A 26,028-nucleotide genomic window follows, 5' to 3' on the forward strand; every position below is an offset into this window, starting at 1 on the left:
TCAAAGGCTACCCCTCTTTTCATGTTGGTTGATGCAATCGATTTTCGATGAGATCAATGAATTGAAGTACGGCTCTTCCTGGCGAATCATTTGTTTTCCTCAATAGACCAACTGGCGGGGAAACATGAATGCCCTTTATTTCTAATACCTTGGTGCCTGGAAGGGTAAAGGAATGAGCAGTTCGTGTAAAAAGAGAGACACCTAATCCAGCCTGAACATAATGTTTATGGGACATGCTGCTCGTAATCTCTAATTTATTGTAATTGGTCCCAATGACATCAACAATTTGTTGTTCAATTTGAATACGGATGGGGCAATTGTGTGGCGTGAATAAAATGGTCTCATCCTTTAAATCGGTCACCTCCACTACCCCTTTTTCCGCTAATCGATGGGAAGACGGGACGAGCAGCACGATATCATCTTGAAAAAGAGGCTTATAGCTATTCTCCATCGAAGCTTCTGGTGCTCCGCAAATCGCAAAATCAATCTCATCATGCGAAAGTAAGGAACTCAACGTATTCGCATCCGCTACTTGCACAGAAAATTCTACATTCGGAAACCTTTCCTTGAATTCTGCAATAAGGGCAGGAAATTCTAAGCTGGCAGTGGGCTCAGAAACACCGATGCGAATGAACCCCGCAATGCCCACTTCTAAATCTTGGAGTGTTTTCGTCAATTTCTCATATTCATTGAGTAAAGAATTGGCTCTTTCATAAAAAAGCTGTCCTGATGCTGTTAACTTTAAGGTCTTCCCTCTTTCTAGAAGCTTCTCTCCAATTTCCTCTTCTAAATGTTTGATGTGCAAAGTGATGGTTGGCTGAGAATAATTCAGCGCTTCTGCTGCTTTTAAAAAATTTCCGTATTTCACGATCGTGGCAAAGGTGCGTATCGCTCGAATCTCCATGAAAACCCCTCTTCTCCCTGTATTTTAAATATCTGAATCGTGTATTTATGATTACTAATTATACTTTTCTATTGGTTTGCCTTATTATAATTTATATTATCAACTATTCCAAGTTGTTTAGAAGGAATTATCAGAAATGGAGGAGACGAATTGGCAAAAGTAACGATTATAGCAGGCGGGCATTCTGTCCAATCTCGGTTAACCGGTGTCCTGCAGCATATCCATCATCGTTTGGCGTTACATGGGGTTGATGTTCATGTCATTCAAGTCCACCAGCTTCCTAGCGGCGCCTTAATAGGAGCAGATTTTTCAAACGAGGACATTGTGAAAGCCATTGAGCTTGTGAATGAGAGCGACGGTGTCATTGTGTTAACACCTGTCTACAAAGCGTCTTTTTCCGGTATTTTAAAAACTTTTTTAGATCTACTTCCCCAGAAAGCATTACAAGATAAACCCGTCCTTCCTTGTGTTTTAGGAGGAACATACGGGCATTTGCTCGTCATTGAATATGCACTTAAACCGATCATTCATCAACTCGGTGCAACCGTCGTTCAATCTGGCGTGTATGTTGTGGATCAACAGGTCATAAAGCAGGATTCAAATAGCTATGTGCTTGATCCAGATGCCACAGACAGATTAAACCTCGCACTATCTCAATATCAAAGTCTAATAGGAGGAACAGCCAATGTCGCTCACCCTTAGTATTCTTGATCAAAGCCTCGTCAGTGAAAACGAGAAAGCAGAGACGGGTATTCAGCATACTGTCAGATTGGCTGAAGCAGCAGATCAGCTTGGTTATCACAGGTTTTGGGTGTCTGAACATCACAATAATTCTCAAGTGGCAGGTTCATCCCCTGAAGCCCTCGCTGGTTATCTTTTAGCAAAAACGAACCATTTGCGAATTGGGTCTGGAGGTGTCATGCTTCAGCATTACAGCCCGTTTAAGGTGGCTGAAACATTTCATGTACTGGCATCTCTAGCGCCTGGCAGAGTCGATTTAGGCGTTGGGAAAGCACCGGGAGGGTTGAACCTCTCAACACAAGCGCTTCAGGAAGATTATCAAGCGTCACGGAAAGACTTTTCTCAAAAATTAGTGGATCTCAAAACGTATCTAACTGAACAAGCAAATGAATTAAATGCTCAGCCAATTCCTAGCGTATCACCCGACATGTTCCTTCTAGGCGGCAGTATTGAGAGCGCGGAATTTGCAGCAAAACTTGGGATATCCTTTGTGTTTGCCTATTTTATTAACGGGGATGACGCATTATTAAAAGAAGCAAGAGAGACTTTTCAAAAATTCAAGACACAGAACACGCACCAGCAATTTCTTCTCGCCATCACCGTATCTGTAGCGGAAGACCACAAACAAGCCCTCTCGTACATCAAGCAAAAGGAAACAGTAAAGGTCTCCTTTTCCGATGGAAGAAAGCTTAATGTGACGTCACTAGAAGATGCAGAAAAGCTGGTGAAAGGAACAAAAAAAGAACACTACAACATTCACGTTCAAAAAACCGGTTATACCGCTGGCACAAAAGAAACCGTTCATCGCCGGCTGACTGAACTAGCCGAGACATATGATATCAACGAGTTCATTGTGCTATCTCCGATTGTAGACATTGAGGCAAGAATAGCGTCTATCACATTATTAAAAGAAGCATTTGATCATGAACTAACAGCCAAAAACCAAATAAACCAAGAGGTGAGCGTCTAATGTCAAATAAACAAAAAATCATTTTATGGAGCAAAAATGGATGCAGCTATTGTCAGGACATTCAGTCCTATTTCAACGAACAGCACATTACTTATTCAACCATTGATGTAACAGAGCATGATCATTACAGAAATATTTTAGAAGAAAAGTACGGCGTCCGTTATGTGCCAGTAGTAGAAATCAGCCGTGATCCCCACGTGTATCAAGCATTGCTGAATCCAGATATCGATACTTTACGAAAAGCGTTGAGCTGACATTACACACTACCCTTTTGATTGGAGGTTTGTCATGAGTCGAGATATTTTTCGCATCGCTACCGAAGAAGATGCACCGGCTTTTCTAGAATTGCTGTCCAGTGCATTTAAACCGCTTGGAGAAATGGGCATTGATTGGCCATCCACGAACGCCACACTTGAAATGGTCACAGAAAACATCAAACAATCCGTTGCTGTTGTGTTAGAACGAGACGGGCGGCTCATATCAACCATCACCATACGTTTTCCGTGGGAGAGTACTCAACCGGTCTCAGGCTATCCATTTGTTTGGTGGTTTGCCACAGCTCCTGATTTAGCCGGTCAAGGGATCGGAAATAAGCTGCTCGATTATGTAGAAAACACCTTGCTCCGGCAGACATTTAAAGCACCAGCATACACACTGGGCACTTCTGGCCGAAAGCACCCCTGGCTTCTAGAGATGTACGAACGAAAAGGCTATACAGCATATATTGAACGTGAAGCCGATAATGGCGACTTAGGTGTATTAATGTATAAAGTCCTCATCCCTGAACGGTTTGATGCCGCCATATTAGGCGCACCGCCCTCAGAAGAAAAAGTCCAAACGACTTCAACATAGGAGGTGATTCAACATGGGGGAGTTTTTCAAATGGGAGTATGTCGTCACACTCTTCCCTAAAGTATTGTCAGCCCTTCCAACAACCTTACTGATCGTTTTATTTGCCACTTTGATTGGCAGTTTTCTTGGATTCATTCTTGCTTATTTCCGAATTGAGCGTATTCCCATCCTGCATCAGCTCAGTGCAATTTATGTCTCATTTATTCGTGGAACACCTATCCTTGTGCAAATGTTTATTGTGTTTTATGGCCTGCCTGGTGTGCTTGCAACAATTGGGCTTGATATCTCCATGTGGAACAAATTGATCTTTCTGTATATTACATATGGACTCAATACAGCTGGGTATTTTTCAGAAATATTCCGATCTGCCCTATCGAGTGTCCCAGCATCTCAATATGAAGCGGCCGCCTCGATTGGACTGACGAAATGGCAGATTTATAGAAGAACGCTTATTCCTCAAGCAGGGAGAATCGCCCTTCCTAATATCGGCGTGGCCATTGTCAACTTATTACAAAATACCTCCCTCGCCTTTACATTAGGTGTGATGGACATGATCGGAAAGGTTCAAACATTAGGGGCTTTATACTATCGCGTATTAGAAGGATACTTTATTGCTGCCGTTATATTTATCATTTTAAGTATGGTGTTAGAAAAATCATTTGACCTATTGGAAAAACGGATCAATACACCGAAAACAAAAAAACAGCGACAGACGGCATTGCTTCCCTTAAAAAGAGCCGAAGCGGCCTTCACTGTAGAAAAACGTGCAAAATAAACTGGGGAGGAATTTACATGAAAAATAATAGAATATTCAGTAATAATTACATCATCGGTCTGCTTCTACTTGGTTCATTGCTCCTTGCCGCCTGCGGAAATAATGAGCAATCGGATGAAGTCAAAGCAGAAGCAAACAATAATGACCCAGATGCAAAAGAAATCGTCATTGGGACAGGGAACGCCTATCAGCCCTTCGTTTACTTAGATGAAAACGGCAAATTAACAGGCTACGAGAAGGCTGTATTAGATGAAGTGGATCAGCTGCTTCCACAATATAAGTTTAAATATGAATCCTTTGAGTTTAAAAATATTCTGCCTGCTTTAGATGCAGGTAAAGTTGATCTCGCTGCCCACCAATATGAAATCAATGACGAGCGTCAGAAGAAATATCTATTTGGAAAAGTTGGCTACACAGATTATACAAGCTATGTTGTGGTGAATAAAGCATCCGGTCATGACTTTCAAAGCCTGGACGATTTAGCTGGACACAAAGTGCACACCTCTACAGGAAGTAATTTCGCTTATCTTCTAGAGCAATATAACGCAAAGCATGATCGGAAAATTGACATTGTCTACGGGGATGGCGGGAACGAAATTTTAGTCAAAAACCTGCAGAATGGCACGGTCGATGCTGCCTTACTCACAAAGTATGACGTCAATAAGCTAAACAAACAGTTCAATGCCAATCTTGTGACATCCGGAAAGCCTGTAAACGTATCTAAAACGTATTATCTATATCAAAAAAACAATACAAAACTTCAAAAAGACATTGATCAAGCCCTGCAAAAACTGATCGATAACGGCAAGCTCGCTGAATTGTCTAAAAAAATATTGGGCGGAGACTTTACTACATCATAAGAAAGGAGCGATCTGAGTGGATTTTGACGTTGCTTTTATGTTTCAGGCCTTTCTAGCCGCACTTCATTATTTGCCAACGACGCTGCTATTAGGTTTTCTCCCGCTATTATTCGGCTCCATCTTTGGCTTTGGCATTGCCCTTATTCGTTTTTATCAAGTGCCTATATTGTCTCCATTGTTCAAATGGTTTGTGGCGATTTTTAAAGCCATTCCTGTTGTATTAATCTTGCTCGTATCTTATCTTATTTTTTCCGATTCGCTCGATCAATTGGCTGCATCTCTTTCGCTGCCCATCCGTTTTAGCGATTTAGATAGACGATGGATTGCCATTTTCGCCCTTTCTTTATATGCCGTCAGCGGGTTATCAGAGATATTTCGAAGCTCTCTTGCGTCCATCCCAAAGGGCCAATTTGATGCCGCTCTATCCGTTGGTTTCACAGGCAGACAGGTGTTGCGAAGAGTGATCATTCCACAAGTCTTTCCCATCTCTCTTCCTTTACTGAACAACATGCTCATCAGTTTAATCAAAGCCTCTTCTCTCGTCTCTATGGTATCTGTGGTCGATATTTTAAACGGCGCTTTAATCAAAGCCAATGTGAACTATCGTTATCTTGAAGCCTACATTGCTGTTGCCCTTATTTACTGGGCGCTGTGTGCCTCTATTGAAGCCATTACAGCCGGATATGAGAAATATGGACACAAAAACAAAAGGAGGCGATTGGCATGATTCACATCAAACAAGTGCATAAAGCATTCGGTCAAAACCAGATTCTAAAGGGAATTGATTTAACGGTAGAAAAAGGCGAAGTCGTTGTCATTTTAGGTCCGAGCGGCTCTGGGAAATCAACATTTCTCAGATGCTTAAATTTTCTTGAGCGTGCGGATCAAGGCGAGATCAGCATTGATCACACCACTGTCACATTCAATCAAGCAAAACCGAAAGACATTCTAGCAATTCGCCGAAAAACAGCCATGGTCTTTCAGCAATACGACCTGTTTATTCATAAGACAGCACTTGAGAATGTCATGGAAGGCTTAGTCATTGCCCGTAAACAACCGAAAGACCATGCCTATGACACAGCCCTCCAATTGCTCAAAAAAGTAGGGTTACTAGAGAAAAAAGATGCCTATCCGCATCAATTATCTGGCGGACAGCAGCAGCGAGTAGGCATTGCAAGAGCACTTGCATTGAATCCGGAAGTCATTTTGTTTGATGAGCCGACCTCCGCTTTAGATCCCGAGCTTGTAGGTGAAACACTTGACGTCATTAAACAAGTGGCACAAACCGGGGTCACCATGATCATCGTCACCCACGAGATGAGCTTTGCCTATGATATTGCCGACAGGGTGATTTTCATGGAGGATGGGGTCATTGTTGAATCAGGCACCCCAGTAGAAGTCTTTGAACAGACGAAGGAAGAACGGACAAAACAATTTTTAGCGAGATTTTCTTATCATCATTCCTAAAAAACAAGTCGATCCATGAGGTCGACTTGTTTCTGTTTCTATATGCGTGCAAAATAAAAACCAGTCTGTTCTAGCCATTGGCTATTACATACTGGTTCTTATCGTTAGTTCAATTCCTTCAACTGATCAATATACGCAAGGGCTGCCTCAAATTCTTCGTCCGTATAGCGCTGCTTGCTTTTAATGGTGAAGACCTTTTCCTTTACCTCATCTTTTGGCAGATCGTCAAAGTATAAAATCGTTGAGACAAGCTCTAGAAAACGAGACGATTGCTCATTCATCTGCTGCGTCAGCACTTTGAGGTCAGGCATGTCCACTTCACACTGATCGAGAAACTCTTTCCCATTGTCCGTCAGCGAATAGCGATATTGAAAGTATCCGCCCTTTTTTTCCTTCATTTCGTCCAAGAATCCAAGGTTACACAGCTCTTCAATTCTGAGCGTCAACTCCTCTGAATAAGGGCCATAAAAATGAAAATCGTATTTCTCGTAAAAAGGCAAATCTAGCTTTTTTGCTATGTAAATCATTTTTTGCAGCTTCTTCCGTCCAACGATTTCCCCAGATTCAGAGAACACCTTCATCAACTTTGCATGCTCTTTCAACAAATTCCCGACATCTCCTTTTTCAGTACTTCCTTATCCCAATCCAAGCAGCTTCATGATCGCCTTCTTTTCTTCAGCTTTTTCCGACATATCTACAATTAAGTCCATCGGGAAATAAAGTTTATGATCGGTTCTTCGTTTACCGGAAATGGCGTCAACAATATCTGACTGTCTCGACAGTTCTTTAATATGACCACTTTGCGTCAAGAGATGGATCGGCAGCCGTTCTTCTTCTTCGCCCGGTCTATAGAAGTCATAAGGCAAATCAGAGGAAGAGTCGACCACTAAATAATAGTCAGGATCAATTCCTGCTTCTTTGAACAAAGCCGTCAGCTTGAAATATTTCGTCATTTCTTCATTTGGATTAAACTCTGTATATTGGAATAAACGGCGGTTCATAAAACGGCGGCACAAATCAGCCAGCACGTGATCTTCTTCATCTTCCCACGCCTGAAAATAAAATAAGACAATGGATTCATCCAGCTTAATATAGTCCTCTGTGGTGACATTTCCTTCAAAAATCGAATAAAAATGCACAGGGGCATGTGTGAAAATATATCCCGTTTCATGCAGCTCTTTTGCACGATGGAGAATTTTTGTTAAAATGACTTCCGCACTGCGTGTCACTGGATGGAAATAGACTTGCCAGTACATTTGATAGCGGCTCATAATATAATCCTCTACGGCATGCATCCCGCTCTGTTTCATCACAATCTGATCTTCTCTTGGACGCATCACGCGTAAAATACGTTCCATATCAAAGTGACCATAGCTGACGCCTGTATAGTAAGCATCACGCTGCAAGTAATCCATTCGGTCGGCATCAATTTGACTTGAAATCAAACTGACCACCTGTTTGTTTTGATACGTTTTGGCAATGACTTCTGCTACATGCTTTGGAAAATCGTCACTAACCCGGCGCAGCACTTCATTTACTTCCGTCTGCCCTAAAATGATATCTCTTGTAAACGATTCATGATCTAAATGAAAGACCTTTTCAAAGGAATGAGAAAACGGACCATGTCCAAGGTCATGAAGCAGGGCGGCACTCAGTACAAGCTCACGCTCCCCTTCATCCCATTCGGGTCTTCCTTTAAACACATCATCCACAATTCGTCTGACAATCTCGTATACACCGAGTGAATGATTAAATCGGCTGTGTTCTGCCCCATGAAACGTTAAATAAGTGGTGCCTAGCTGTTTAATTCGTCTAAGGCGCTGGAACTCTCTCGTTCCGATTAAATCCCATATCAATGCATCCCGTACGTGAACATAGCGGTGCACAGGATCTTTAAATACCTTTTCTTCGGATAATTTCCCTTTTGGATACGCCATCGTTTCGTCCCTCTTTTTTTAAGACGTGTTTCTATTATATCGGGTAACTTTTCCCGAAAACATCCTTGAATTTGCTGGCGAATGTGTTCTCATAGATTGAACGGACGTAAAAAGCCCGACCTGACAGGGACGGACCTCTTTTTAGGTCGACTGAACACATTCAGTGACATTTATTTGACTTTTTTTTGAACCTTTTCGAGTAACTCATCTTCTGTTGGTGCGGATAATGGGCGATTGTTCACAAACGCAAAAGCCTTTTTTCGTCCTGGACCGCAATACGATTGACAGCCAATCTCAATTTTTGCATCAGGGTCAACCGATTTAAGTCGAGGCAATAACGTTTTTAGGTTCGTCGCATCACAATCGTCACATACGCGAAACTCATTAGCCATGTTCTTACGCTTCCTTTCAATGATGAAACTTCATTCTATATGAAACAGTTGGACAACTAAGAGTGAATAATATACCACCCAACATTGTACATCGAAGCGACTGGAGTTGCAAGATGCATTGTCAGCACAGAGACGTATTCACATAAAAGCTAGTATTTTCCACTATCCTTTTAGCAAACTTGTATAAACCTTCTTCAACTTGGCTAATCTAATACCATCAAATCTTATGGGGGTTTAAACACATGTCAAAACAAAGACAAGATGCTTGGTCAGAGGAAAATGATCTCCTTCTGGCAGAAACCGTCTTACGTCACGTCAGAGAGGGCAGTACACAGCTGAACGCATTTGAAGAAGTGGGAGACAAGCTAAACCGTACCTCAGCGGCATGCGGATTTAGATGGAATGCTGTCGTGAGGCATCAATATGAAAAAGCATTGGCACTTGCCAAAAAACAGCGTAAACAACGCATGCGTGCACTCGGCAATGGGCAGCCTGCGAAAAAACGTTTGCTCTATCAGCCGCAAGTTGAAGAAACGATCACACAGGAAGAGTTCTCTCAAGAACTGGAACCTGCGCAAGAAGAAACGTTTGCACCTGCAGCCGAAACAGCCGAACAGCTTCAGTTTGTGGATCAAAGCTACAATGAAGAGTTAGCTAGTTTATCACATTTATTGTCACAGGCTTCTCAAGTGACAGAGAAAAAGCCAGAAACCAATCCATTTGGGCAGCGCCAAGAGCTAACCATTGAAGATATCATTGATTTCTTACGCCGCTATGAAGGCGATGGACAGCAATCTTCTGCCTTACGCATGGAAAACAGCCGGTTAAAACAAGAAAACAATGAACTTTCACATAAAGTGTCGCAGCTAGAAGCTGAAGTGAAAAAGCTTGAAAAGGATCAGCTCACGATTCAAGAAGATTATGAAACACTCGTCAAAATCATGAACCGTGCAAGAAAACTAGTTTTGTTTGAAGAGGACGACAGTGCCGCACCAACCTTTAAAATGGATCGTAACGGCAACCTTGAAAAAATGGCTGAATAACCAAAAAGTGCTCCCCACCTGCGGGAAGCACTTTTTTAAATATCCAAAAATAGCATCACGCTAAAAAGGACATTGATCAAGAAGACGAACATAAAAATGTACCTGACTTGCCTCACCTGAAAATCACCAAACATAAAAATATAAAGCCCTGCGATACCAAGCGTCAGTACAGGCTGAAGAAACGGCACGAAAAGCGAAATGCCGTAGCCGGCTCCTATGATGACAGGAAGCCATAGTAAATAGAGGTAACCGCCATTTTTAGATTTCAAGAAACCACTCCCTCTCTTTCTTCTATCTGCTTGATTTCAGGCTGAACAAATTTGAGTCCGGCCATTGTACGTCTGCGTTTTTGTGATGTCCAAACTGCAATCGCCGGCTGATCCGTTAGAGACTCTGTGTCAATGGTAATCAGCACTTTCCCATTTAATTCAATTGAATCTTCAAACTCAATTTTGCACCCAGATAAACTGATATCATGTATGATCACCGGCACCTTCTCTTCTAGTCGGTCCTCATAGGCGATCGTGCCTGTCACACCTTGCAATGGCCTTCTCATCCATTTGCGACGCAGAGCCTTTGGTACCTTCTCCGTTTCTCTTAAAAAGCGGAGAAACGTCCGAACAGCATGAGATTTTTTCTCACGATCCGTCACCGCTACATGCTCTCGTGTGAATAAGAAACGGATCAGTGATAAATACTCTGATTTTTGTGTGTCAGTAAAAGCAACACCAATCATCAGCTTGTCTCCCTCTGGATAGCTCCAAACCACATCACACGCCACACTTTCATTCTCTGAAAAAAATAATTGCGTTTGTCCTTGATATAGAGAAGACGCTTGGTCCAATGGAATGGATAGACGCGCACCTGAATCACTCATATCTAGTAGAAAACAAGCAATCGACTGATCTTGATGATCAGAACGAAGATGCCCCTCTTTTTCAATGACAAATCGTTCTGATTTCCGATAACGCGGTCGATCAAACGCCACAAGCAGTGCCATGAATAAACCTGCACCGTTATAAAGCACCCAAAAAATATTAATCAACATGAGATCAGCGTTCATCGTCCCATTTGCCTTCACATCGTAACCTATTTTCACAAGGGCAAGCAATGAGAGCAGCAAGAAGATCAGATGGGGAATCATCGTTTTCAAATGAAAATGTCTTTTGTCCGTTTGAATTCCCTTCGGTGTCACCAGAAATTCAACCCGTTTCTTCAGGAACAGTTCACTGAGTGCCACACCAGCTAGGTGGAACGCCATAGAGCTTTCATAAATGTGACTCCAGAACATGCTTCTCTTTTGATTCGACACAAGTTTAAATGCTAAATAGGAACTAAAGAATGCCGGCAGCCAAAACATGAAAACGGACTGGAAATCTGCCCAGAAACTTTGAATACCAAACAATAAAAACAAAATCGGTGTGAGAATATAAATCATTTTAAACAAACCGTTAAACCAATATACAATGCCATCTAAATAAAGAACACGCTGCATAAGCGTTAAGCCGCGCACCTTCAAAGGATTAAACTTACGGGCACACTGAATGTTCCCTCTCGACCAGCGATCTCTTTGCTTTAACAGATCAAGCCAGCTTTCAGGTGCCAGACCGACGGCTAATACTTCTCCGACAGACACAGATTTGAATTTCCCTTGGAGAAGCATTCCTGTTGCCATGTCTTCTGTAATCACTCCAGTAGCAAATCCGCCAATTTCATCTAATGCCGTTCTTCTAAATACCGTATTACTCCCAACATACATGACGGCATTAAACCGATCCTTACCAGCTTGGAGAGTTTGCATGAAAAAGTCCTGCTCATTTGGAATTCGATCTTTCGAGAACATATTATATTGGAAAGGATCTTCGTTATAAAACGCCTGTGGAACTTGAACAAACGCAGTTGCTCCATCATGAAAATAGGGCACTGTTTTTTCTAAAAAGGAAGGAAGAGGGACCATATCTGCATCAAGTGTCAGAATCAGCTCTCCATCCGTTTGAGACATCGCATGATTTAAATTAGCTGCCTTAGCAAATCTGTTATCTGTTCTTGTCAGATAATGAACACCAAACTCAGAAGCAAGCTGCTCTACTGCTTCCCTATTGCCATCATCACATAAATAAATTTGAACGCTTTCCTTCGGATAAGAGAGATTCAAACAACCTGCAACAGTGCGTTTCAGCACCTCAATTGGTTCATTATATGTAGCTATGAAAATATCAACTGTTGGCAGCCTTTCAAGATCACTGATCATGACTTGTTTCCGATTTGAAGGCTTCCAAACAAGTGTATAAAACACAAGCAACTGGATAAACCCAATGCATTCACAGACAACAAGCAAAATGCCCATGACAATATTAAAAGTACCTTCATGCGGCAATGTAAAGAAGAGACGCCAGCAAATATAGGCAGCATTTGTTAACACACATAGCACAATGATGATTTTTTTCACAGTAGAAGTCATTGGCTGGATACGATATATCAAACAGAGACAAAATACAAAGCATAAACAGCGGGTAATACGTGGTGATGAATGACAATACATTTTCCTTCTTTCTTATGTCATAAAGAACTATCACATATAAAATGTCACAACAAAGGAGGGGATTCTTCCATTACATTGCCCCTCCATTTCTATATAAATCATTTCCACAATCGATCTAACTGATTTGAATAAAAATCAATGGCCTTTCGATAACTCAAAATAGCAGGATCGTTTGTCGTTTCAGTTAAACAGTTCAGTAATATTTCCATGGCTTTGCTATGTTCATTTAAATTATACAAAGTCATGGCATAAAACGTTTGAATGGCTTTATTATGCGGATAAGCTTCCATCGCATGGAGGAATATTTGTTTTGACTTTTCATATTCCCCTAAGGTTCTGTATGTACTTCCTAATCCTAAGAAAGCATCTTCTCTTTCTTCTGAAGACAAACCTAGTTCAAGTGCCCTCTCATAAAAAAAGACAGCTTGTTTTTCCTCCCCTAACACATCATAACTCCAAGCACATTGATAGTGAATGGAGGCATGATCTGGATACTCTTCTACAAGACGGATGAGCATGTCATTGGATTCTTGAAGTTGTCCACTTTCTCGAAGTTCAATAGCTTTCAGAAGTTTCGTTTCCATTACATCACCCCTATTTTTAAGATGGGACGATATGTTTACGAGAACACTTTCTCATTCCGCTCAATCATCCGTGTCATGTTCTTCTCAAACTCCAGTTGTTCCTCGGTGGTCAACCCTGAAGCAGTCAGTTGCTCGCTCAGCTTTTGAAGTTCTTCTAGTAAAAGACGCATGAGAAGCGCACAATCAATGGGTTCTCCAGTTAATTCTGATAGGGATGCCATCGTATCAGGCTGTATATCAGGGAATACCGCTTTCACCTCATGCCTTCTATCCTTTAAGGCCGCCTCATAAAAACGGCGAATCAAATCAGCACGTTCCCGACCGCTTCCATCTGCACACAAATAGATTTGCACAGCGACCCCTCCGCGTAATCTACGCTGAGAAATGCCGGCAAATTTCTTTCCATTGATGCTCAAATCGTAGCTACCTGGACAGTAAGAGCCGACAATTTCATAGGCTTCAATGTCCACCTCATACATCGACAGCATCCGGCGGATCAATTCCACCATCGCATCATATCCTCGGTCAATATCAATGCCCTTCTTTTGTTCCGCAAAGATTAAAGACACATTTAGTACGCCTTCATCCAGCACAACAGCAAGACCACCTGAATTCCGCACAATGACGCGATATCCCTCTTCCTCAAGAAGCTTTACACCCTCTTGGAGAAATGGAAGTCTTGTATCCTGAATCCCAAGAACGATCGTATTGTGGTGCACCCAAGAACGCGCTGTCGCTGGTGAGAGTCCTTTCCCGACCGACGCACAAAGCGTATCATCCATCGCAAAAGATTGCTTCGGGTCCACATAAAGACCAAGGCTCGATTGATCTATGATTCGCCATGTCGGCTGTGTCAATAACTCAATAGGTTCATTTTTCATGTCCTGCATATCCTCTCGTTCATAAACTGTGTTTATTATAACATGGAGGGAGAATGAGAGAGAAAAAAGCTCTATGACAAGGAACGTCACAGAGCTTTTCAACTGGATGCTTTGGTTTTCTTGTTCTTCCTTTTCGAGATGAAATAAACAGCTGCAATCAAAACGACAGGAACCCCAACCACGAGGCCCGCAGCGATCAATGTGTTCCACGGCAAATCGATCATCTCCTTAATAGACTAAACTTCTATGAAACAGCCGTGACTTACCCAGCTTAACAAGTCTTCAGCCACTAATTCCGCATGCTGAGGGTCCATCACACCAGCATCGACAATCCACACTTTTTTCTCCTCTTCTGCCTGCCGCATGAGAAGTACTCGCCCACCGCCATCGTCACCAATGGCTACATAGCCGCTGGCATAATGATGGACTTCCCATGTTTTATTGCGTTCCACTATGTCCTCAGTTCCGTATAGTAGAACATCGCCTCCGACGGAACATCCATTTGTCTGTTTTAGCAAGGTCTTATAAGCATGGGGCAGCACCATGTTTAGCTGGGATTCTACCTCTTTGATGTTTATATCAGTTTCTGGTTTGTTGATGATTAAACCTGGAATTTGGGTTACATCGATCATGTGAATCCTCCTCGATGAGTGCTATGTTTATAAACTTTTGATTTATCTTTAAATTTTACTTAACAGGTCACTCAACCCATACTACTTATATTCAAAATTATGAATTTCGACTTTTGCAATTCTCATCTATTAGTTAATCAATGCAAAGTAACTTTTGAAAGGCTTTTATTAGTCTGCTAGTAAATCTAGATAATATTTATCATCTTCTTGTATTTTGGTTAAAAATTCTTCCAAAGAATTTGCGATTTTTATATCATAATAATATATTGCGCTTTTATCCTTTTCATTCAATTCAATTGACATTAATGCTGTCTCATTTGCTTCAAAAAAGATTAATTTGTTATTCTCAAATTCATCATAGATTTCAATGTCAGGATAAAACTCAAAATCATTAGCCCTTAATCGAAAGTCTCTTACAGAATAAGGGTCCATGATGCGATTAGTGTTAAACTCAGACCCATTAATAAAACCGTAACCTACCTCTATATAAAAACGAATTAACTCCTTAGGAAACTTTAAATCAAGTTCCTTTTCAACATCTAAGATTTCTTTTTCAGTTACTAAAAAAAAACTATTTTCTTCGTTTTTCTTAATAATTTCATATCCCATTATTTTTTAACTCCTTTAAATAATGTATTTGCGGGTGAACCTGCTCCATGTATACCTGCTTGATGCTCATTTGGAAATTTTGCAGGATGCATATTCCACCACTCATGCTCTCCTCCAAAAGTATTTTCAATTATATGGTGAGCATCATACTTATCTCCTTTTTTTCTAATTACTTTACCAGTTTTCTCTGAAATAATATTCTCATTATACACTGGCCACTTTTGTCCAGTATTTCTTTCCCACTCTTTGATTACTTTATTTTTCACACTATCAAATTTCGCCCGATGCTTAGCCGTTTCTATAGGTGACATTTTGCTATACTCTTTATTTCTTAATGCTGCTTTCAAATTATCTATTTGGTTTTTAGGTAACTCTCTTCCTGTTCGTCCTTCTATATCTCTAACATATTTTTTTATTGTATCAGAATCTATCTTACTCCCTGTACTAGTAGTAATCCTCTTTACCGCACTCTTCCCTTGATCTATCTTAAAAACATATTTCCCTACCTTCACTATTTTCGCGATTGGGATAATAGAAGCTGCGGACAGAGCTTGTTCTGTGCTACTAATATTTTTGCTGGTTTCTGGGTCTTTGCCGGTGACGGCTCGATAACCGTCATAGATTCCGCTGTATTCTAGGATGATGTTTTCGGTTGTTGAGACAACTTCACCGTCTAATATGCGTTTCGCATTGCCTCGGCTCCGGCTTTCTGGGATTTTGTCTACTTCTTCTATTCTAACTTCACCGTTTGCGATATACGTTCGGATGATTTGTTTATTGGCGTAAACGGTGTATCGGCCGCCAATAAAATCAATATCGGATGAGTCGGTGACGACTTCATCTGCTATATCGAATTCTTTTAATTTTTTAATGCCTTTGACGTTGTATAGTTTACCATTTATGACCCTGATGTCTCTATGAATCTTGTTTTTCCCGTTCACAGCTTCCCTTTGCAATGTCGTAAGTGATGGATCGTTTGCTGTGACTTGTTGATTAATGTTTTTATGAGATTCGTCCCGAACAACCGTCTCCACATTCGCCTGTTGTTTCTCTCTCAGCTTCTTCAGCATGATCATCATCGGGTTTTCTTTCGTGTTGTCTATTTTGTCATTCAATCCGCTGATCGTGCTGCTTATTTTTTCTTCTTTTCCATTTTTGAAAATAGATCCCTTTTGATAGCTCGTGATGTCGATTTTTGGACCAGTGAACATGGTGCTTAAAGTATTGATGTATTGCTTCATTGTTTGCAATGCACTTGTTGTTTCGTTCATAGCACTTGTTTGTTCTCTGTCAAAGGCATGGAGCAGTCCAATGGTTCTGGATGCCTCAAGCCACGCTTTTTGATAGCTCTGTTGAAAAGCAGACTCGTCTACATGAGGCAAGTGAACGATATGACTGACCCTGCCGATCGCCTGGCTCACATCTGAAACGATGTCAGAAATCGCTCGCTCCGCTTTTTTTAAACCTGAATCAAGTTCGTGTTCAATAAATGCTTGTGATATAAAGCCTTGCTGATTTGATTCAAGGGTATGAAGTGCCTGCTTTGTTTGTTTGAGCGCAGAGCTGTATTCCTCAATGACAACCTGAAAAAATTGCAGGAAGGGAATATGGCATTCTGTATAAAAGGAGCGGATGGCTTGTCCCGCCTCTCCCTTTAGTGCGCCATCAAGTGAGATGATCTGTTGGATTTGTTTTTCTATGGAGCTAATCTGTTGTGATTGCTGCTTTAATGTATTCAGCGTTTGGTCAATTCCGTTTATTAGCGCAAAAGCATCAAGGGTTTTCATTGCGTTCTCCTTTATTTTCTTTTACTGCTGGAAGCAAGCGCCTTGTCCGTTTCGATCATGGTGTTCACCGCTTGTTCTGTTTGTACAAGTTGTTTCTGAAGAATGTCTATATAGGATGTACTTAATTCGTTCAGCTGCTGATTGATTTTTTCTAATGTGTCTGCCGTCAGGAGCTGATTTCTTCCTTTGATGGTTGTTGGAAGTGTTGCATTCATTTGAGCGCCTGATTGTTTTGCATGCTGTAATACTCGTTTGACCTGACTGGCATCTATTTTAATTTCTCTGCTCATGTGACTACCCTCTTTTTTCTTCCAGTTGTTTTTGCTTTTCTTTCTCTATTTTTCTTTCAACCGAATGAATTTCATGTTCTAATGAATGGATCTCTGATTTTAAGTCGCTGATTTTCTCATCAATTCGATTCAATAGATTGGTTAGCTGTACACTTTTTATCTCTTGACTGGCGGATGCCATCTCGTCTCGAATGTCATCAAACGTATCTGCGAGATGGCCAAACCATGTATGTGATGTCAGATCTGGATGAGTCATTTTCTTGTTAGCATCTGCCAGAGCAGACTTTGCTTCTTTGATTTCTTTTCGACACATGTTCAGTTCTATGATTTGTTCTTTTTTTATGGATATGTCTGCCTTTAACGAATACAAGGCTGTTGTATAACCGATGATAGCTCCAGACATCGTCAAACACCTCTATTCCTCAAATAGTCCTCCGTTATGTTACCATTTACTAGCACAAGAGGCATATGATTGAAAACGAATTCAATAAAAAATGAATCGTATGTATTGGGTTTTTATACCTAATTCACATAAAAAAGCTGAATCCTTCGATAGGATCCAGCTTTTGATGCTTATTTTAAAGTTTCAGTGACTGATGCTGAGTCATGATCGTTACATGCAGCGTCTTTCTTCTCAGGGATATAATGGAGTGAAAACCCGACAAGGCTAAAAAAGGCACTTAACACCAGTGTTGGGTTTTTAAATAGGTTCGTACTAGCAATGATCATATCTCCCTTTTGCAAGAGAATTCCTAGTATTTGACCGAATACCAACAACGTTCCTGACGTTAGGAATAGGACAAGCAGCACTTTAAATAAGAATTCCATCAATACTCTCATCTGTTTCTCCTTTCTATACGGGAAGTATCTCCATTCCAATGAGCCAGCCAATGCCAACGATCGGAAGCATATAATAGAGGATCAGTGGGATAAAGGTTTTTTCTGGTCTGGCCCCTGCTAGACCAGAAGCGATAAATATGGACCCTGATGCAGGCGGGGAAGCGCCTTCAGTTGATGAAAAAGCAAGAATGGCAACTACAGCCACAACTGGGTCCACTCCAACTGAGATTAAAGCTGAAAATGAGACAAGCCCAACCGCTGTTAATGTCGCTGTTGAAGATAGAGGGCCTGCCACCAGTGTGACAAGAACACCCACAATGAGCACCATGAGCCATTTCGGAATGGCAAGTACTGATGTGATTTGCGTCAAATCTTCTGCGAGTCCTAATTCAGCAAGCACTTGACTAGCAGCCACTGCAAACAGCATCAAGGCGCCAATCGTTGTGAATTTAGGAATGGCTGATTTGAAAAATTGAGACCAATCTAAAGCAGACGCCTTGCTTCTTCCAATTGTTAAACTAATCAGCATCATGAGAATCGGAATCCATGTAATTAAAGATATTTGATCCATTGCCTCTGGTCCGATGTTTGGATTACTTTTTAAATAGTTTGCCAGAGGACCAATCGTGACAATGATAGGAATCAAGGCACCGAAAAAAATAAAGATCGACTTCCACCCTTGTTTCACAGCTTCCCAGAAAGGAAGAATATCATCTGGCGGCATGGCCTGGATTTTATTCTTTTTCACCAGAAGATACACCAAAATAAATCGGTATACGACTTGATACAGTCCTCCTATTAGAAGGGCAATATATAAATCTCCCTCAGATACAAGGGCGGCAACTGGTGCAAACCCAAGCATGATAAACATGGAAGAGTTCGGAGGCAGTGCCGCTCCAAGTCCGCCATTCCCTGCTAGAATCGTGGCCGTATGGGTCCGGCTCCACCCGGATTTAATCATCCAAGAGGCCGTGATAGAGCCAGTCGCAGCTGTGTTTGCAGAATTTGAACCTGAAAGAGCGCCTAACACTGCTGAACCTAACGTACTCATATAAGCCGCTCCACCAGGAAGTTTGCCTACAACCGAATTTAGGATTCGTAAGAGTGCATGAATTAATTCCAACTTTTCGATTAAATAGGCCATGAATACAAATGCGACAGCTGCATAAAGCACCTCATATGTGGATGCAAATATTAAACCATCCCAGAAAAGTCTAAACGCATCCAATCCGCCAAATAATGTGGTTGCAATAAAGCCTAATAGCATGGCTTCTCCCATATTCCGCTTCACGACGACATTCCATATAATGATGACAGCTATGAATACAATCAACGCAATAAAACCCATATCGTTTCTTCGCCTCCCCTTCATTAAATAAAACGCTTACAAATCATTCCCCTTGCTGCATCACGTCAATGACTTCTTCCCAGCTAGCAGGTTTTACCCCGTCAAATCGTTCAGCAAAGTGAAAGTCTGCTAATTTCTCAAGCTTCTTTTGTGCTGCCCGAGACATACTGGCATCAATCTCTGCTTCATCTAGCATTTCAATAGAGCCAAGAAGCTCTACTGCCCGTCTTTTTGCATGCAATGCACTCCCTGTCACAAGACGATTCATGGTCTCTTCAAAACTTTTGCTATCGATTGTATCGCTTAGTGAAGAAATCACTTGATGTTCCACATTATATTTTTTGGAAATTTCCAAAAATTCAATCAAGAGACCGACAATCCCCTTCATATAAATGCTTCTGATTAGCTTTAGTGCCGAAGCATCTCCTGGCTGGTCACTAATTTTTGTGATATTCATGCCATAAGCATTCATGACTTTCATGAATTGGTCAATTCCACTGCCGCTTGCCGTGATCGGAACCTTGTGTTTGTTGACTGGAAGAGACCCTAGCATGGCGGCATCTACAAATAGCGCTTCTTTCTTTTCAATTTCGTTTGCTACTTGTTTTTTGATGTCTGGTGTTGATGCCGATACATCTACATATAATTGATTCTTTTTCAAACTTCCCGATACAGATTGTGCCACTTCTAAGGTTTTATTCGCTGGTACAGCTGCAATCACAAGATCAGATTTCTCAATGAGTTCGCTAATACTGCTCGTTAATTGAACGCCTGTTTGCGATGCTTTTTCTTTCAACGAGCCAGCTAATTTCTCATTTTGTAATAGGACATCATACGCATAAAATTGATTTAATCCTTCTGTTTTCAATCCCGTTGACAGCTCATATGCCGCTTCACCATATCCGATAAAGCCTATTTTCATCACCGATTCCCCTATTCCTGAAATTTTTTCATTCTGCCTTCCAGCCATGCCGGTGCTAAGAGACTGATGTCTTGCTTTCCTTCGTCCACATACTGTTGAATCGTTTTTAGTCTCTGATGTTCATACGTTTGTTTCTCTTCCGCTAGCGTCAGCAGGTGTTCCGCCTTTTCCTTTGGAACGATGACGACTCCATCATCGTCAGCAATGACTAAATCACCTGGGGCTACTTTAACACCGCCGCACGAGATGGTTTGATTCAATTCCCCAGGACCATCTTTATAAGGTCCGTTTGGCATAAATCCCTTACTGTAGATTGGCAAAGCCAGCTCCTCTAAAGCGAGTTTGTCGCGAACGAGCCCGTCAATCACGATTCCTTCTATTCCTACAGCCTTTGCTGAATGTGCCATCAATTCCCCTAAATAGGCATGACCCTTATGGTCTTTCCCGTCAACAATCAGTACATCTCCTTCTTTAGCAGAGTAGATCGCTTGATGAAGAAATAAATTATCCCCTGGCCGTAAGCTAACAGTAAAAGCTGGGCCGACTACATTCATGCCTTTCGCAACTGGTTTGATTTGATGATCCATCGCGCCAGTGCACCCCATTACGTCTGACAGCAAGGTCGAGTTAAGCTTTTTTGCCCTAGCGATAAGATCCTTCGACACGAAATGAACAGTACTCATTGTTTCCATCATCCCCTTTGAGTTATATTCATTACACTTATTTTTATTAAAGTAATATTTATTACTTTTGTGATATGATCATACCACCTCATTTTTATTTAGTAAAGCGCTTTCAAAAATAAAAAATGAGTTCCACACGACTAATGTGTTGTGTGGTAACTCATTTTCGTTAACATATGATTGATTTGATCTAAACGTGGTTTTGTTCTTTCAGGATCATTCATCGCTAAGGCACTTAAAATGTAATCGACGATAAAGATAGCAGATACGACAGAGTTATGAGAGCCTACACTTGCTGAGGAACATGGTAATACATATTGTGCATATTTGGTTAATGGAGAGCTGTAACTGTCTGTAATTAAAAGGACTTCCACCCCATAAGACTTCGCTGCTTCCATCAAATCTTTCATACGCTTTGCATAGCGCGGATAGCTGACAGCTATAATGAAATCACCCGAGTTGAAATGAACCAAATCATCCACCCAGTCACTTTGATCTGCATCAATATACTGGCAATTCCCCAATAGCCGATTGATTCCTAACGACATGTATTCGCCAACAGGTCTTCCACTTCGAACACTTGTACACAAAACGTGGCGTGCGCTGGCTATTTTCCCAACAATCTGCTGAAAGGTTTCTTCCGTGATATTGTCTAGTGCGTACTGGATATTTTGAAATTGAAGTTCTACATGGTCATGCAAGAGCTTATTCTTATTTGAATGCTTGAGATTCGCTTCAAGTCTCGTTTGAGGGTCGGCTTTATGCTTCATAGCTGATTGAAGCTCTTTTTGGAACTCAGAAAAACCGGAATACCCCACAGCAGCAGAGAATCGCATGATCGTTGCTGTACTCGTCCCGACTTTTGACGCCAATTTATCGACAGTTAAAAAAGCGACTTCCATTGGATTTTGTACGATATAATCTGCAATTCTCCTCTGCGCATCGGTTAAAAATGCGACCTTATGCTGAAGTTTATATATTAAATCCTCCATTATAGCACCTGCCTATCCTATCGGCTTTATCTACGATTCGTGTTTTCTCTTCACTCTTTATTGTACACATTTGGACAAAATAAAAAAACAGCCAGCACGAATCTATCGTACTGACTGCTCTAGTCGAGATGCTATTTTATAGTGCTTGAGCTGCTGTGATAAGCGCAAGATTGTAAACGTCTTCGGCATTACAGCCTCTTGAAAGATCGTTTACTGGCTGATTTAGACCTTGTAGGATTGGACCTACAGCTTCAAAGTTACCTAAGCGCTGGGCAATTTTGTAGCCAATGTTTCCAGCTTCAAGGCTAGGGAAAACAAATACGCTAGCATCGCCTTTGATGACGGAATCTGGTGCTTTTTTCGCTGCCACTGAAGGAACGAAAGCTGCATCGAATTGGAACTCTCCATCAAGAACAAGCTCAGGTGCTTTTTCTTTTGCAATGCGAACCGCTTCAGATACTTTGTCTGTTTCGTCTGATTTTGCTGAACCTTTTGTAGAGAAGCTAAGCATTGCTACACGTGGTTCGATGTCAAACATTTTTGCTGTGTTTGCACTTTCGATCGCAATTTCAGCAAGATCTTGGCTGTCTGGTGCAATGTTGATCGCACAATCAGCAAACACATATTGCTCTTCGCCGCGAGCCATAATGAAGACGCCAGAAGTTTTCTTTACGCCTTCTTTTGTTTTAATGATTTGAAGTGCTGGGCGCACTGTGTCAGCAGTTGAGTGTGCTGCTCCGCTTACAAGGCCGTCTGCAAGACCTTTATACACAAGCATTGTACCGAAGTAGTTTTCATCCAGTAATGCTTTTCTCGCTTGCTCTTCTGTCGCTTTGCCTTTACGTCTTTCGACGAAAGCTTGTACAAGATCTTCAAAACCTTCATATGTATGAGGATCATACACGTCAACACCATCAAGTGTAAGACCTAATTCTTTTGCTTTTGCTTCTACTTCTTCCTTCTTACCTACAACAATTGGCTGCAATACTTTGCCATCTGCTAGTTTTTGAACGGCTGTTAGAATGCGTTCGTCCATTCCCTCAGGAAAAACGATCTTAACTCCTTTACCTGCAACCTTTTCCTGAACTGTTGAAAAAATATCTGCCACTTCAATACCCTCCTTGATTTTACAAAAAAAGCGTTCTCTTTTAAGCATACTCTTCTTCTACATAAATTCAAACTACCAACTTACATTATAGCGCTTACAATTTAAATTCTTATTTTTCAAACTAATTAAATCAATTTCTAGAAAAGCGTTTTCGTCGTTCAAGTTTTGATCACATCTTCATTTGGACAAACTATGTTATAGTTGGAACAGATGGAAAACTGTAAATAGGAGTGAAAGAAATGAGCGAACAACATACAACAAATGAAGCAGCTCAAACACTAGATGGCTGGTATGCACTGCATGATTTTAGAACGATCGACTGGACAGCTTGGAAGCTGCTGACAAGCGATGAGCGTCAAGCCATCATTCATGAGTTCACAGGTCTATTAGAAAAATGGAAAACAGCCGAGCACAATCAGGCTGGAAGCCAAGCAATCTATAGTATTGTCGGCCAAAAAGCAGATATTATGCTCATGATTTTACGTCCGACCATGGAAGAGCTGGGTGAAATTGAACTTGAATTTAACAAGACACGACTAGCAGAGTTTACGATTCCAGCTTATTCTTACGTGTCAGTTGTTGAACTCAGCAACTACTTAGCAGGAGGCGGAGATGGCGGAGACCCTTACGAGAACCCGCATGTACGTGCGCGCCTCTATCCAGAGCTTCCTTCTTCTCAATATGTCTGTTTCTATCCAATGGATAAAAGACGTTCTGGCAATGACAACTGGTACATGCTTTCAATGGATGAACGTAAATCCCTTATGAGAAGCCATGGTTTAATTGGCAGAAGCTATGCTGGGAAAGTAAAACAGATCATTACAGGTTCTGTTGGCTTTGATGATTATGAGTGGGGCGTCACTCTTTTCTCTGATGATGTGCTTCAATTTAAAAAATTGGTTTACGAAATGCGATTTGATGAAGTGAGTGCACGTTACGGCGAATTTGGTTCCTTCTTTGTTGGAAACCGATTAGCAAACGAGCAGCTAGCGTCTTATTTCCATGTATGATAAACTCTTAAGGCTTCGGATCTCTCCGGAGCCTTTTTATGTATTTGTTTAGAAAGGTGATCTCATCATGAAAAACTTCCCCATCGCTATTTTTGCGTTAACGCTCGGTGCGTTTTCGATTGGCATGACTGAATTTGTGATCATGGGACTTTTGCCAAATGTCGCAAATGATCTTCATGTATCTATTTCGGCTTCAGGTCAGCTGATTACCGGATATGCACTCGGTGTCGCAGTTGGCGGCCCTATTTTAACGTTATCAACTGGAAAAATGTCGAGAAAACGTCTCCTCATTCTATTAATGATTCTTTTCGTAGCAGGAAATGCTGTCGCAGCTGTATCGTCTTCTTATGGTCTCTTGATGGCTGCACGTATTTTAACGTCATTTGCTCATGGTACCTTCTTTGGTGTCGGCGCCATTATGGCTGCACGGCTTGTTCCTAAGGAGCGAAGCGCAAGTGCGATCAGCTTCATGTTTACAGGACTGACAGTAGCCAATGTACTGGGTGTGCCATTTGGCACCTTTATCGGAAATCAATTCGGCTGGCGCATGTCATTTCTCGTCATTGCCGTCATTGGTCTCATTTCCTTAATCGGTATTATCAGTTTAGTACCCAATCAATCGAAAGAAGAAGTATTAGATATTCGAAATGAAATATCGGTGTTGAAAAAGCCGCAGGTTCTCGTCTCCTTTGCGATGACGATATTCGGTTTTGCGGGTGTGTTTACCGCCTTTACGTATATCAGCCCGATCCTGCTGCAAGTGACTGGCTTTCAGGAAAACGGGGTCACCCTCATTCTTGTCCTCTTTGGGCTTGGGGTCACCATTGGGAATTTAGTCGGTGGAAAACTTGCGGACTGGAAGCTGATGCCGAGTATTATCGTCACATTGATCTTGCTGATGGTTGTCCTGTTGTTATTCACATATACATCTGCCTTTAAAGTGCCTGCCGTGCTGACGATTTTTGTTTGGGGAATTATTTCATTTATTCTCGTTCCTACCTTGCAATACCGCACGATGAACATGGCACATGAAGCCCCGACACTCGCATCAACGCTCAGTCATTCTGCCTTTAATATTGGAAATGCCGGCGGTGCAGCGCTTGGCGGTCTTGCTATCGAAATCACACATTTACAGCTTGTCCCGCTCTTTGCGGCAGGTGTAACATTCATTGGATTGATCATTACGATCATGAGCTATCAGTCAGATAAACGAATCAAAAGGACCTGAGGGCAGGTCCTTTTTCTATTTCACCACGGTCATTTCTGGCTCTTCTATTTGTTTCACACGTTCCTGAATGGGGTGAGAAAAAGAGTGCTCTGACAAGACAATATGGGAGACCGTTTTTGTAAAGCCAGACACATCTTGAATAAACGCTTCAATTTCTTCAAGAGAAGAAACAGACAGCTTAATGAAAAAACAGGACTGCCCTGCCACCCGATAAGCAAAGAACGCACGTGGATGCTGGTTCATAAATGTCACAAAACGCTGATACTCCCCATTTAATACGGTGACTTCCAGTAAACAGTCTATCATCAGACCGAGCTTTTTATAATTGACTTGAACAGAATACCCTTCGATAATCCCTGCATCCTCTAGTTTTCGTACTCTTTCTGCTACCGCAGGTGCTGATAAATTCACTCGTTTGGACAATTCCCTCATTGATAAGCGGGCATCTTCTCTCAATTCGTTTAAAATATGCACATCCACATCGGTGATTTTCATTCGTTACGCTCCTATCCCAAAATCGTTCCATTTGAAAAGTATTTTATGATGATACTTATGATACGAAATGTAAAATAAAACTAAATAATGGTAGAATTTATTTTAACGGAATTGAATGAAAAAGCAAGTATGGAGG

The 26,028-nt window shown here is 41.4% G+C and carries 31 protein-coding genes; 11 read left to right on the forward strand and 20 right to left on the reverse strand.

The features are described from left to right. Window positions 1–19 precede the first annotated feature (19 nt). On the reverse strand, window positions 20–904 hold the full coding sequence (locus NSQ70_RS17165) for a LysR family transcriptional regulator (protein WP_008343536.1): 885 nt from the start codon (window positions 902–904) through the stop codon (window positions 20–22). Between the two features lie 150 nt (window positions 905–1,054). On the opposite strand from NSQ70_RS17165, the gene ssuE reads away from it, so the two are divergent. Genes ssuE through NSQ70_RS17205 form a run of 8 tightly spaced genes read left to right on the forward strand, consistent with a single transcriptional unit; the run spans window position 1,055 to window position 6,569 of the window. Continuing rightward, window positions 1,055–1,606: an NADPH-dependent FMN reductase gene (gene ssuE / locus NSQ70_RS17170; protein ID WP_144667661.1), complete on the forward strand. Its 552-nt coding sequence runs from the start codon at window positions 1,055–1,057 to the stop codon at window positions 1,604–1,606. After that, on the forward strand, window positions 1,590–2,615 hold the full coding sequence (locus NSQ70_RS17175; RefSeq protein WP_039165233.1) for an LLM class flavin-dependent oxidoreductase: 1,026 nt from the start codon (window positions 1,590–1,592) through the stop codon (window positions 2,613–2,615). The genes ssuE and NSQ70_RS17175 overlap by 17 nt, the downstream gene beginning before the upstream one ends. Beyond that, window positions 2,615–2,869 carry a glutaredoxin family protein gene (locus NSQ70_RS17180; protein ID WP_144667658.1) on the forward strand — a complete coding sequence of 85 codons (255 nt, stop codon included), beginning with the start codon at window positions 2,615–2,617 and terminating at the stop codon, window positions 2,867–2,869. The genes NSQ70_RS17175 and NSQ70_RS17180 overlap by 1 nt, the downstream gene beginning before the upstream one ends. A gap of 34 nt (window positions 2,870–2,903) precedes the next feature. Then, window positions 2,904–3,467: a GNAT family N-acetyltransferase gene (locus NSQ70_RS17185; RefSeq protein ID WP_008343543.1), complete on the forward strand. Its 564-nt coding sequence runs from the start codon at window positions 2,904–2,906 to the stop codon at window positions 3,465–3,467. Between the two features lie 13 nt (window positions 3,468–3,480). After that, window positions 3,481–4,242, forward strand: coding sequence for an amino acid ABC transporter permease (locus tag NSQ70_RS17190; protein ID WP_008343545.1), 762 nt, complete (start codon window positions 3,481–3,483; stop codon window positions 4,240–4,242). A gap of 17 nt (window positions 4,243–4,259) precedes the next feature. Continuing rightward, complete coding sequence (locus NSQ70_RS17195; RefSeq protein WP_058337045.1) at window positions 4,260–5,102, forward strand: transporter substrate-binding domain-containing protein; 843 nt, start codon at window positions 4,260–4,262, stop codon at window positions 5,100–5,102. A 16-nt stretch (window positions 5,103–5,118) separates the two neighbouring features. Further along, a complete protein-coding gene (locus tag NSQ70_RS17200) occupies window positions 5,119–5,829 on the forward strand; it encodes an ABC transporter permease subunit (protein ID WP_135009577.1) in 711 nt (236 codons plus the stop codon). After that, window positions 5,826–6,569, forward strand: coding sequence for an amino acid ABC transporter ATP-binding protein (locus NSQ70_RS17205; protein ID WP_159160051.1), 744 nt, complete (start codon window positions 5,826–5,828; stop codon window positions 6,567–6,569). Before NSQ70_RS17200 ends, NSQ70_RS17205 begins: the two co-directional genes overlap by 4 nt. Before the next feature lie 104 nt (window positions 6,570–6,673). Here NSQ70_RS17205 and NSQ70_RS17210 read toward each other — a convergent pair whose 3' ends face one another. The 3 genes from NSQ70_RS17210 to NSQ70_RS17220 form a co-directional block, all read right to left on the reverse strand. Next, complete coding sequence (locus NSQ70_RS17210; protein WP_024719448.1) at window positions 6,674–7,174, reverse strand: YwgA family protein; 501 nt, start codon at window positions 7,172–7,174, stop codon at window positions 6,674–6,676. 30 nt (window positions 7,175–7,204) lie between these two features. After that, entirely contained in the window at window positions 7,205–8,506 is a 1,302-nt protein-coding gene (locus NSQ70_RS17215; protein ID WP_007497716.1) for an HD domain-containing protein, read from the reverse strand. Between the two features lie 170 nt (window positions 8,507–8,676). Then, window positions 8,677–8,898: a DUF1450 domain-containing protein gene (locus NSQ70_RS17220; protein WP_003215259.1), complete on the reverse strand. Its 222-nt coding sequence runs from the start codon at window positions 8,896–8,898 to the stop codon at window positions 8,677–8,679. A 242-nt stretch (window positions 8,899–9,140) separates the two neighbouring features. Here NSQ70_RS17220 and NSQ70_RS17225 point away from each other — a divergent pair, with 242 nt between their 5' ends. After that, window positions 9,141–9,941, forward strand: coding sequence for an RsfA family transcriptional regulator (locus NSQ70_RS17225; protein WP_039165221.1), 801 nt, complete (start codon window positions 9,141–9,143; stop codon window positions 9,939–9,941). 35 nt (window positions 9,942–9,976) lie between these two features. On the opposite strand, the gene NSQ70_RS17230 is transcribed toward NSQ70_RS17225, so the two are convergent. From NSQ70_RS17230 to pta, 15 genes are all read right to left on the reverse strand, one after another. Beyond that, on the reverse strand, window positions 9,977–10,210 hold the full coding sequence (locus tag NSQ70_RS17230) for a DUF5970 family protein (protein ID WP_035702387.1): 234 nt from the start codon (window positions 10,208–10,210) through the stop codon (window positions 9,977–9,979). Further along, the gene (locus NSQ70_RS17235) at window positions 10,207–12,390 is read right to left on the reverse strand and encodes a glycosyltransferase (protein ID WP_342502301.1); all 2,184 of its coding nucleotides are present in this window, start codon (window positions 12,388–12,390) and stop codon (window positions 10,207–10,209) included. The genes NSQ70_RS17230 and NSQ70_RS17235 overlap by 4 nt, the downstream gene beginning before the upstream one ends. 191 nt (window positions 12,391–12,581) lie before the next feature. Further along, window positions 12,582–13,067: a tetratricopeptide repeat protein gene (locus NSQ70_RS17240; RefSeq protein ID WP_251185111.1), complete on the reverse strand. Its 486-nt coding sequence runs from the start codon at window positions 13,065–13,067 to the stop codon at window positions 12,582–12,584. Window positions 13,068–13,102: 35 nt separating this feature from the next. Beyond that, window positions 13,103–13,948 carry a lipoate--protein ligase family protein gene (locus NSQ70_RS17245; protein WP_058337049.1) on the reverse strand — a complete coding sequence of 282 codons (846 nt, stop codon included), beginning with the start codon at window positions 13,946–13,948 and terminating at the stop codon, window positions 13,103–13,105. Window positions 13,949–14,184: 236 nt separating this feature from the next. Next, complete coding sequence (locus tag NSQ70_RS17250; protein ID WP_159160054.1) at window positions 14,185–14,580, reverse strand: SMI1/KNR4 family protein; 396 nt, start codon at window positions 14,578–14,580, stop codon at window positions 14,185–14,187. 168 nt (window positions 14,581–14,748) lie between these two features. After that, window positions 14,749–15,189 carry an SMI1/KNR4 family protein gene (locus NSQ70_RS17255; RefSeq protein WP_056704175.1) on the reverse strand — a complete coding sequence of 147 codons (441 nt, stop codon included), beginning with the start codon at window positions 15,187–15,189 and terminating at the stop codon, window positions 14,749–14,751. Beyond that, a complete protein-coding gene (locus tag NSQ70_RS17260) occupies window positions 15,189–16,976 on the reverse strand; it encodes a T7SS effector LXG polymorphic toxin (protein ID WP_342502302.1) in 1,788 nt (595 codons plus the stop codon). Before NSQ70_RS17260 ends, NSQ70_RS17255 begins: the two co-directional genes overlap by 1 nt. 11 nt (window positions 16,977–16,987) lie before the next feature. Continuing rightward, a complete protein-coding gene (locus tag NSQ70_RS17265; protein ID WP_008343583.1) occupies window positions 16,988–17,266 on the reverse strand; it encodes a YwqI/YxiC family protein in 279 nt (92 codons plus the stop codon). Window positions 17,267–17,270: 4 nt separating this feature from the next. Beyond that, window positions 17,271–17,669, reverse strand: a complete 399-nt coding sequence (locus NSQ70_RS17270) for a DUF5082 family protein (RefSeq protein ID WP_041507929.1) — start codon at window positions 17,667–17,669, stop codon at window positions 17,271–17,273. Between the two features lie 170 nt (window positions 17,670–17,839). Then, window positions 17,840–18,106 carry a hypothetical protein gene (locus NSQ70_RS17275; RefSeq protein ID WP_008343586.1) on the reverse strand — a complete coding sequence of 89 codons (267 nt, stop codon included), beginning with the start codon at window positions 18,104–18,106 and terminating at the stop codon, window positions 17,840–17,842. A gap of 13 nt (window positions 18,107–18,119) precedes the next feature. Next, the gene (locus NSQ70_RS17280) at window positions 18,120–19,454 is read right to left on the reverse strand and encodes a TRAP transporter large permease subunit (RefSeq protein WP_041507930.1); all 1,335 of its coding nucleotides are present in this window, start codon (window positions 19,452–19,454) and stop codon (window positions 18,120–18,122) included. A gap of 43 nt (window positions 19,455–19,497) precedes the next feature. Continuing rightward, complete coding sequence (locus NSQ70_RS17285; RefSeq protein ID WP_301232156.1) at window positions 19,498–20,376, reverse strand: prephenate dehydrogenase/arogenate dehydrogenase family protein; 879 nt, start codon at window positions 20,374–20,376, stop codon at window positions 19,498–19,500. An 11-nt stretch (window positions 20,377–20,387) separates the two neighbouring features. After that, window positions 20,388–21,059 carry an RraA family protein gene (locus NSQ70_RS17290; RefSeq protein ID WP_268430415.1) on the reverse strand — a complete coding sequence of 224 codons (672 nt, stop codon included), beginning with the start codon at window positions 21,057–21,059 and terminating at the stop codon, window positions 20,388–20,390. A 140-nt stretch (window positions 21,060–21,199) separates the two neighbouring features. Then, complete coding sequence (locus tag NSQ70_RS17295; protein ID WP_243172961.1) at window positions 21,200–22,051, reverse strand: MurR/RpiR family transcriptional regulator; 852 nt, start codon at window positions 22,049–22,051, stop codon at window positions 21,200–21,202. A gap of 136 nt (window positions 22,052–22,187) precedes the next feature. After that, window positions 22,188–23,159: a phosphate acetyltransferase gene (gene pta, locus NSQ70_RS17300; RefSeq protein WP_008343597.1), complete on the reverse strand. Its 972-nt coding sequence runs from the start codon at window positions 23,157–23,159 to the stop codon at window positions 22,188–22,190. A 239-nt stretch (window positions 23,160–23,398) separates the two neighbouring features. On the opposite strand from pta, the gene hemQ reads away from it, so the two are divergent. Further along, window positions 23,399–24,169 carry a hydrogen peroxide-dependent heme synthase gene (gene hemQ / locus NSQ70_RS17305; RefSeq protein WP_047945784.1) on the forward strand — a complete coding sequence of 257 codons (771 nt, stop codon included), beginning with the start codon at window positions 23,399–23,401 and terminating at the stop codon, window positions 24,167–24,169. Window positions 24,170–24,236: 67 nt separating this feature from the next. Continuing rightward, the gene (locus NSQ70_RS17310) at window positions 24,237–25,397 is read left to right on the forward strand and encodes an MFS transporter (RefSeq protein ID WP_116306411.1); all 1,161 of its coding nucleotides are present in this window, start codon (window positions 24,237–24,239) and stop codon (window positions 25,395–25,397) included. Between the two features lie 15 nt (window positions 25,398–25,412). Here the strand turns inward: NSQ70_RS17310 and NSQ70_RS17315 are convergent, their stop codons facing one another. Further along, on the reverse strand, window positions 25,413–25,892 hold the full coding sequence (locus NSQ70_RS17315; protein WP_056408380.1) for an Lrp/AsnC family transcriptional regulator: 480 nt from the start codon (window positions 25,890–25,892) through the stop codon (window positions 25,413–25,415). Between the last annotated feature and the right edge of the window lie 136 nt (window positions 25,893–26,028).

This window comes from Bacillus sp. FSL R5-0397 (assembly GCF_038593395.1).
GTDB classification, from domain to species: Bacteria; Bacillota; Bacilli; order Bacillales; family Bacillaceae; genus Bacillus; species Bacillus altitudinis.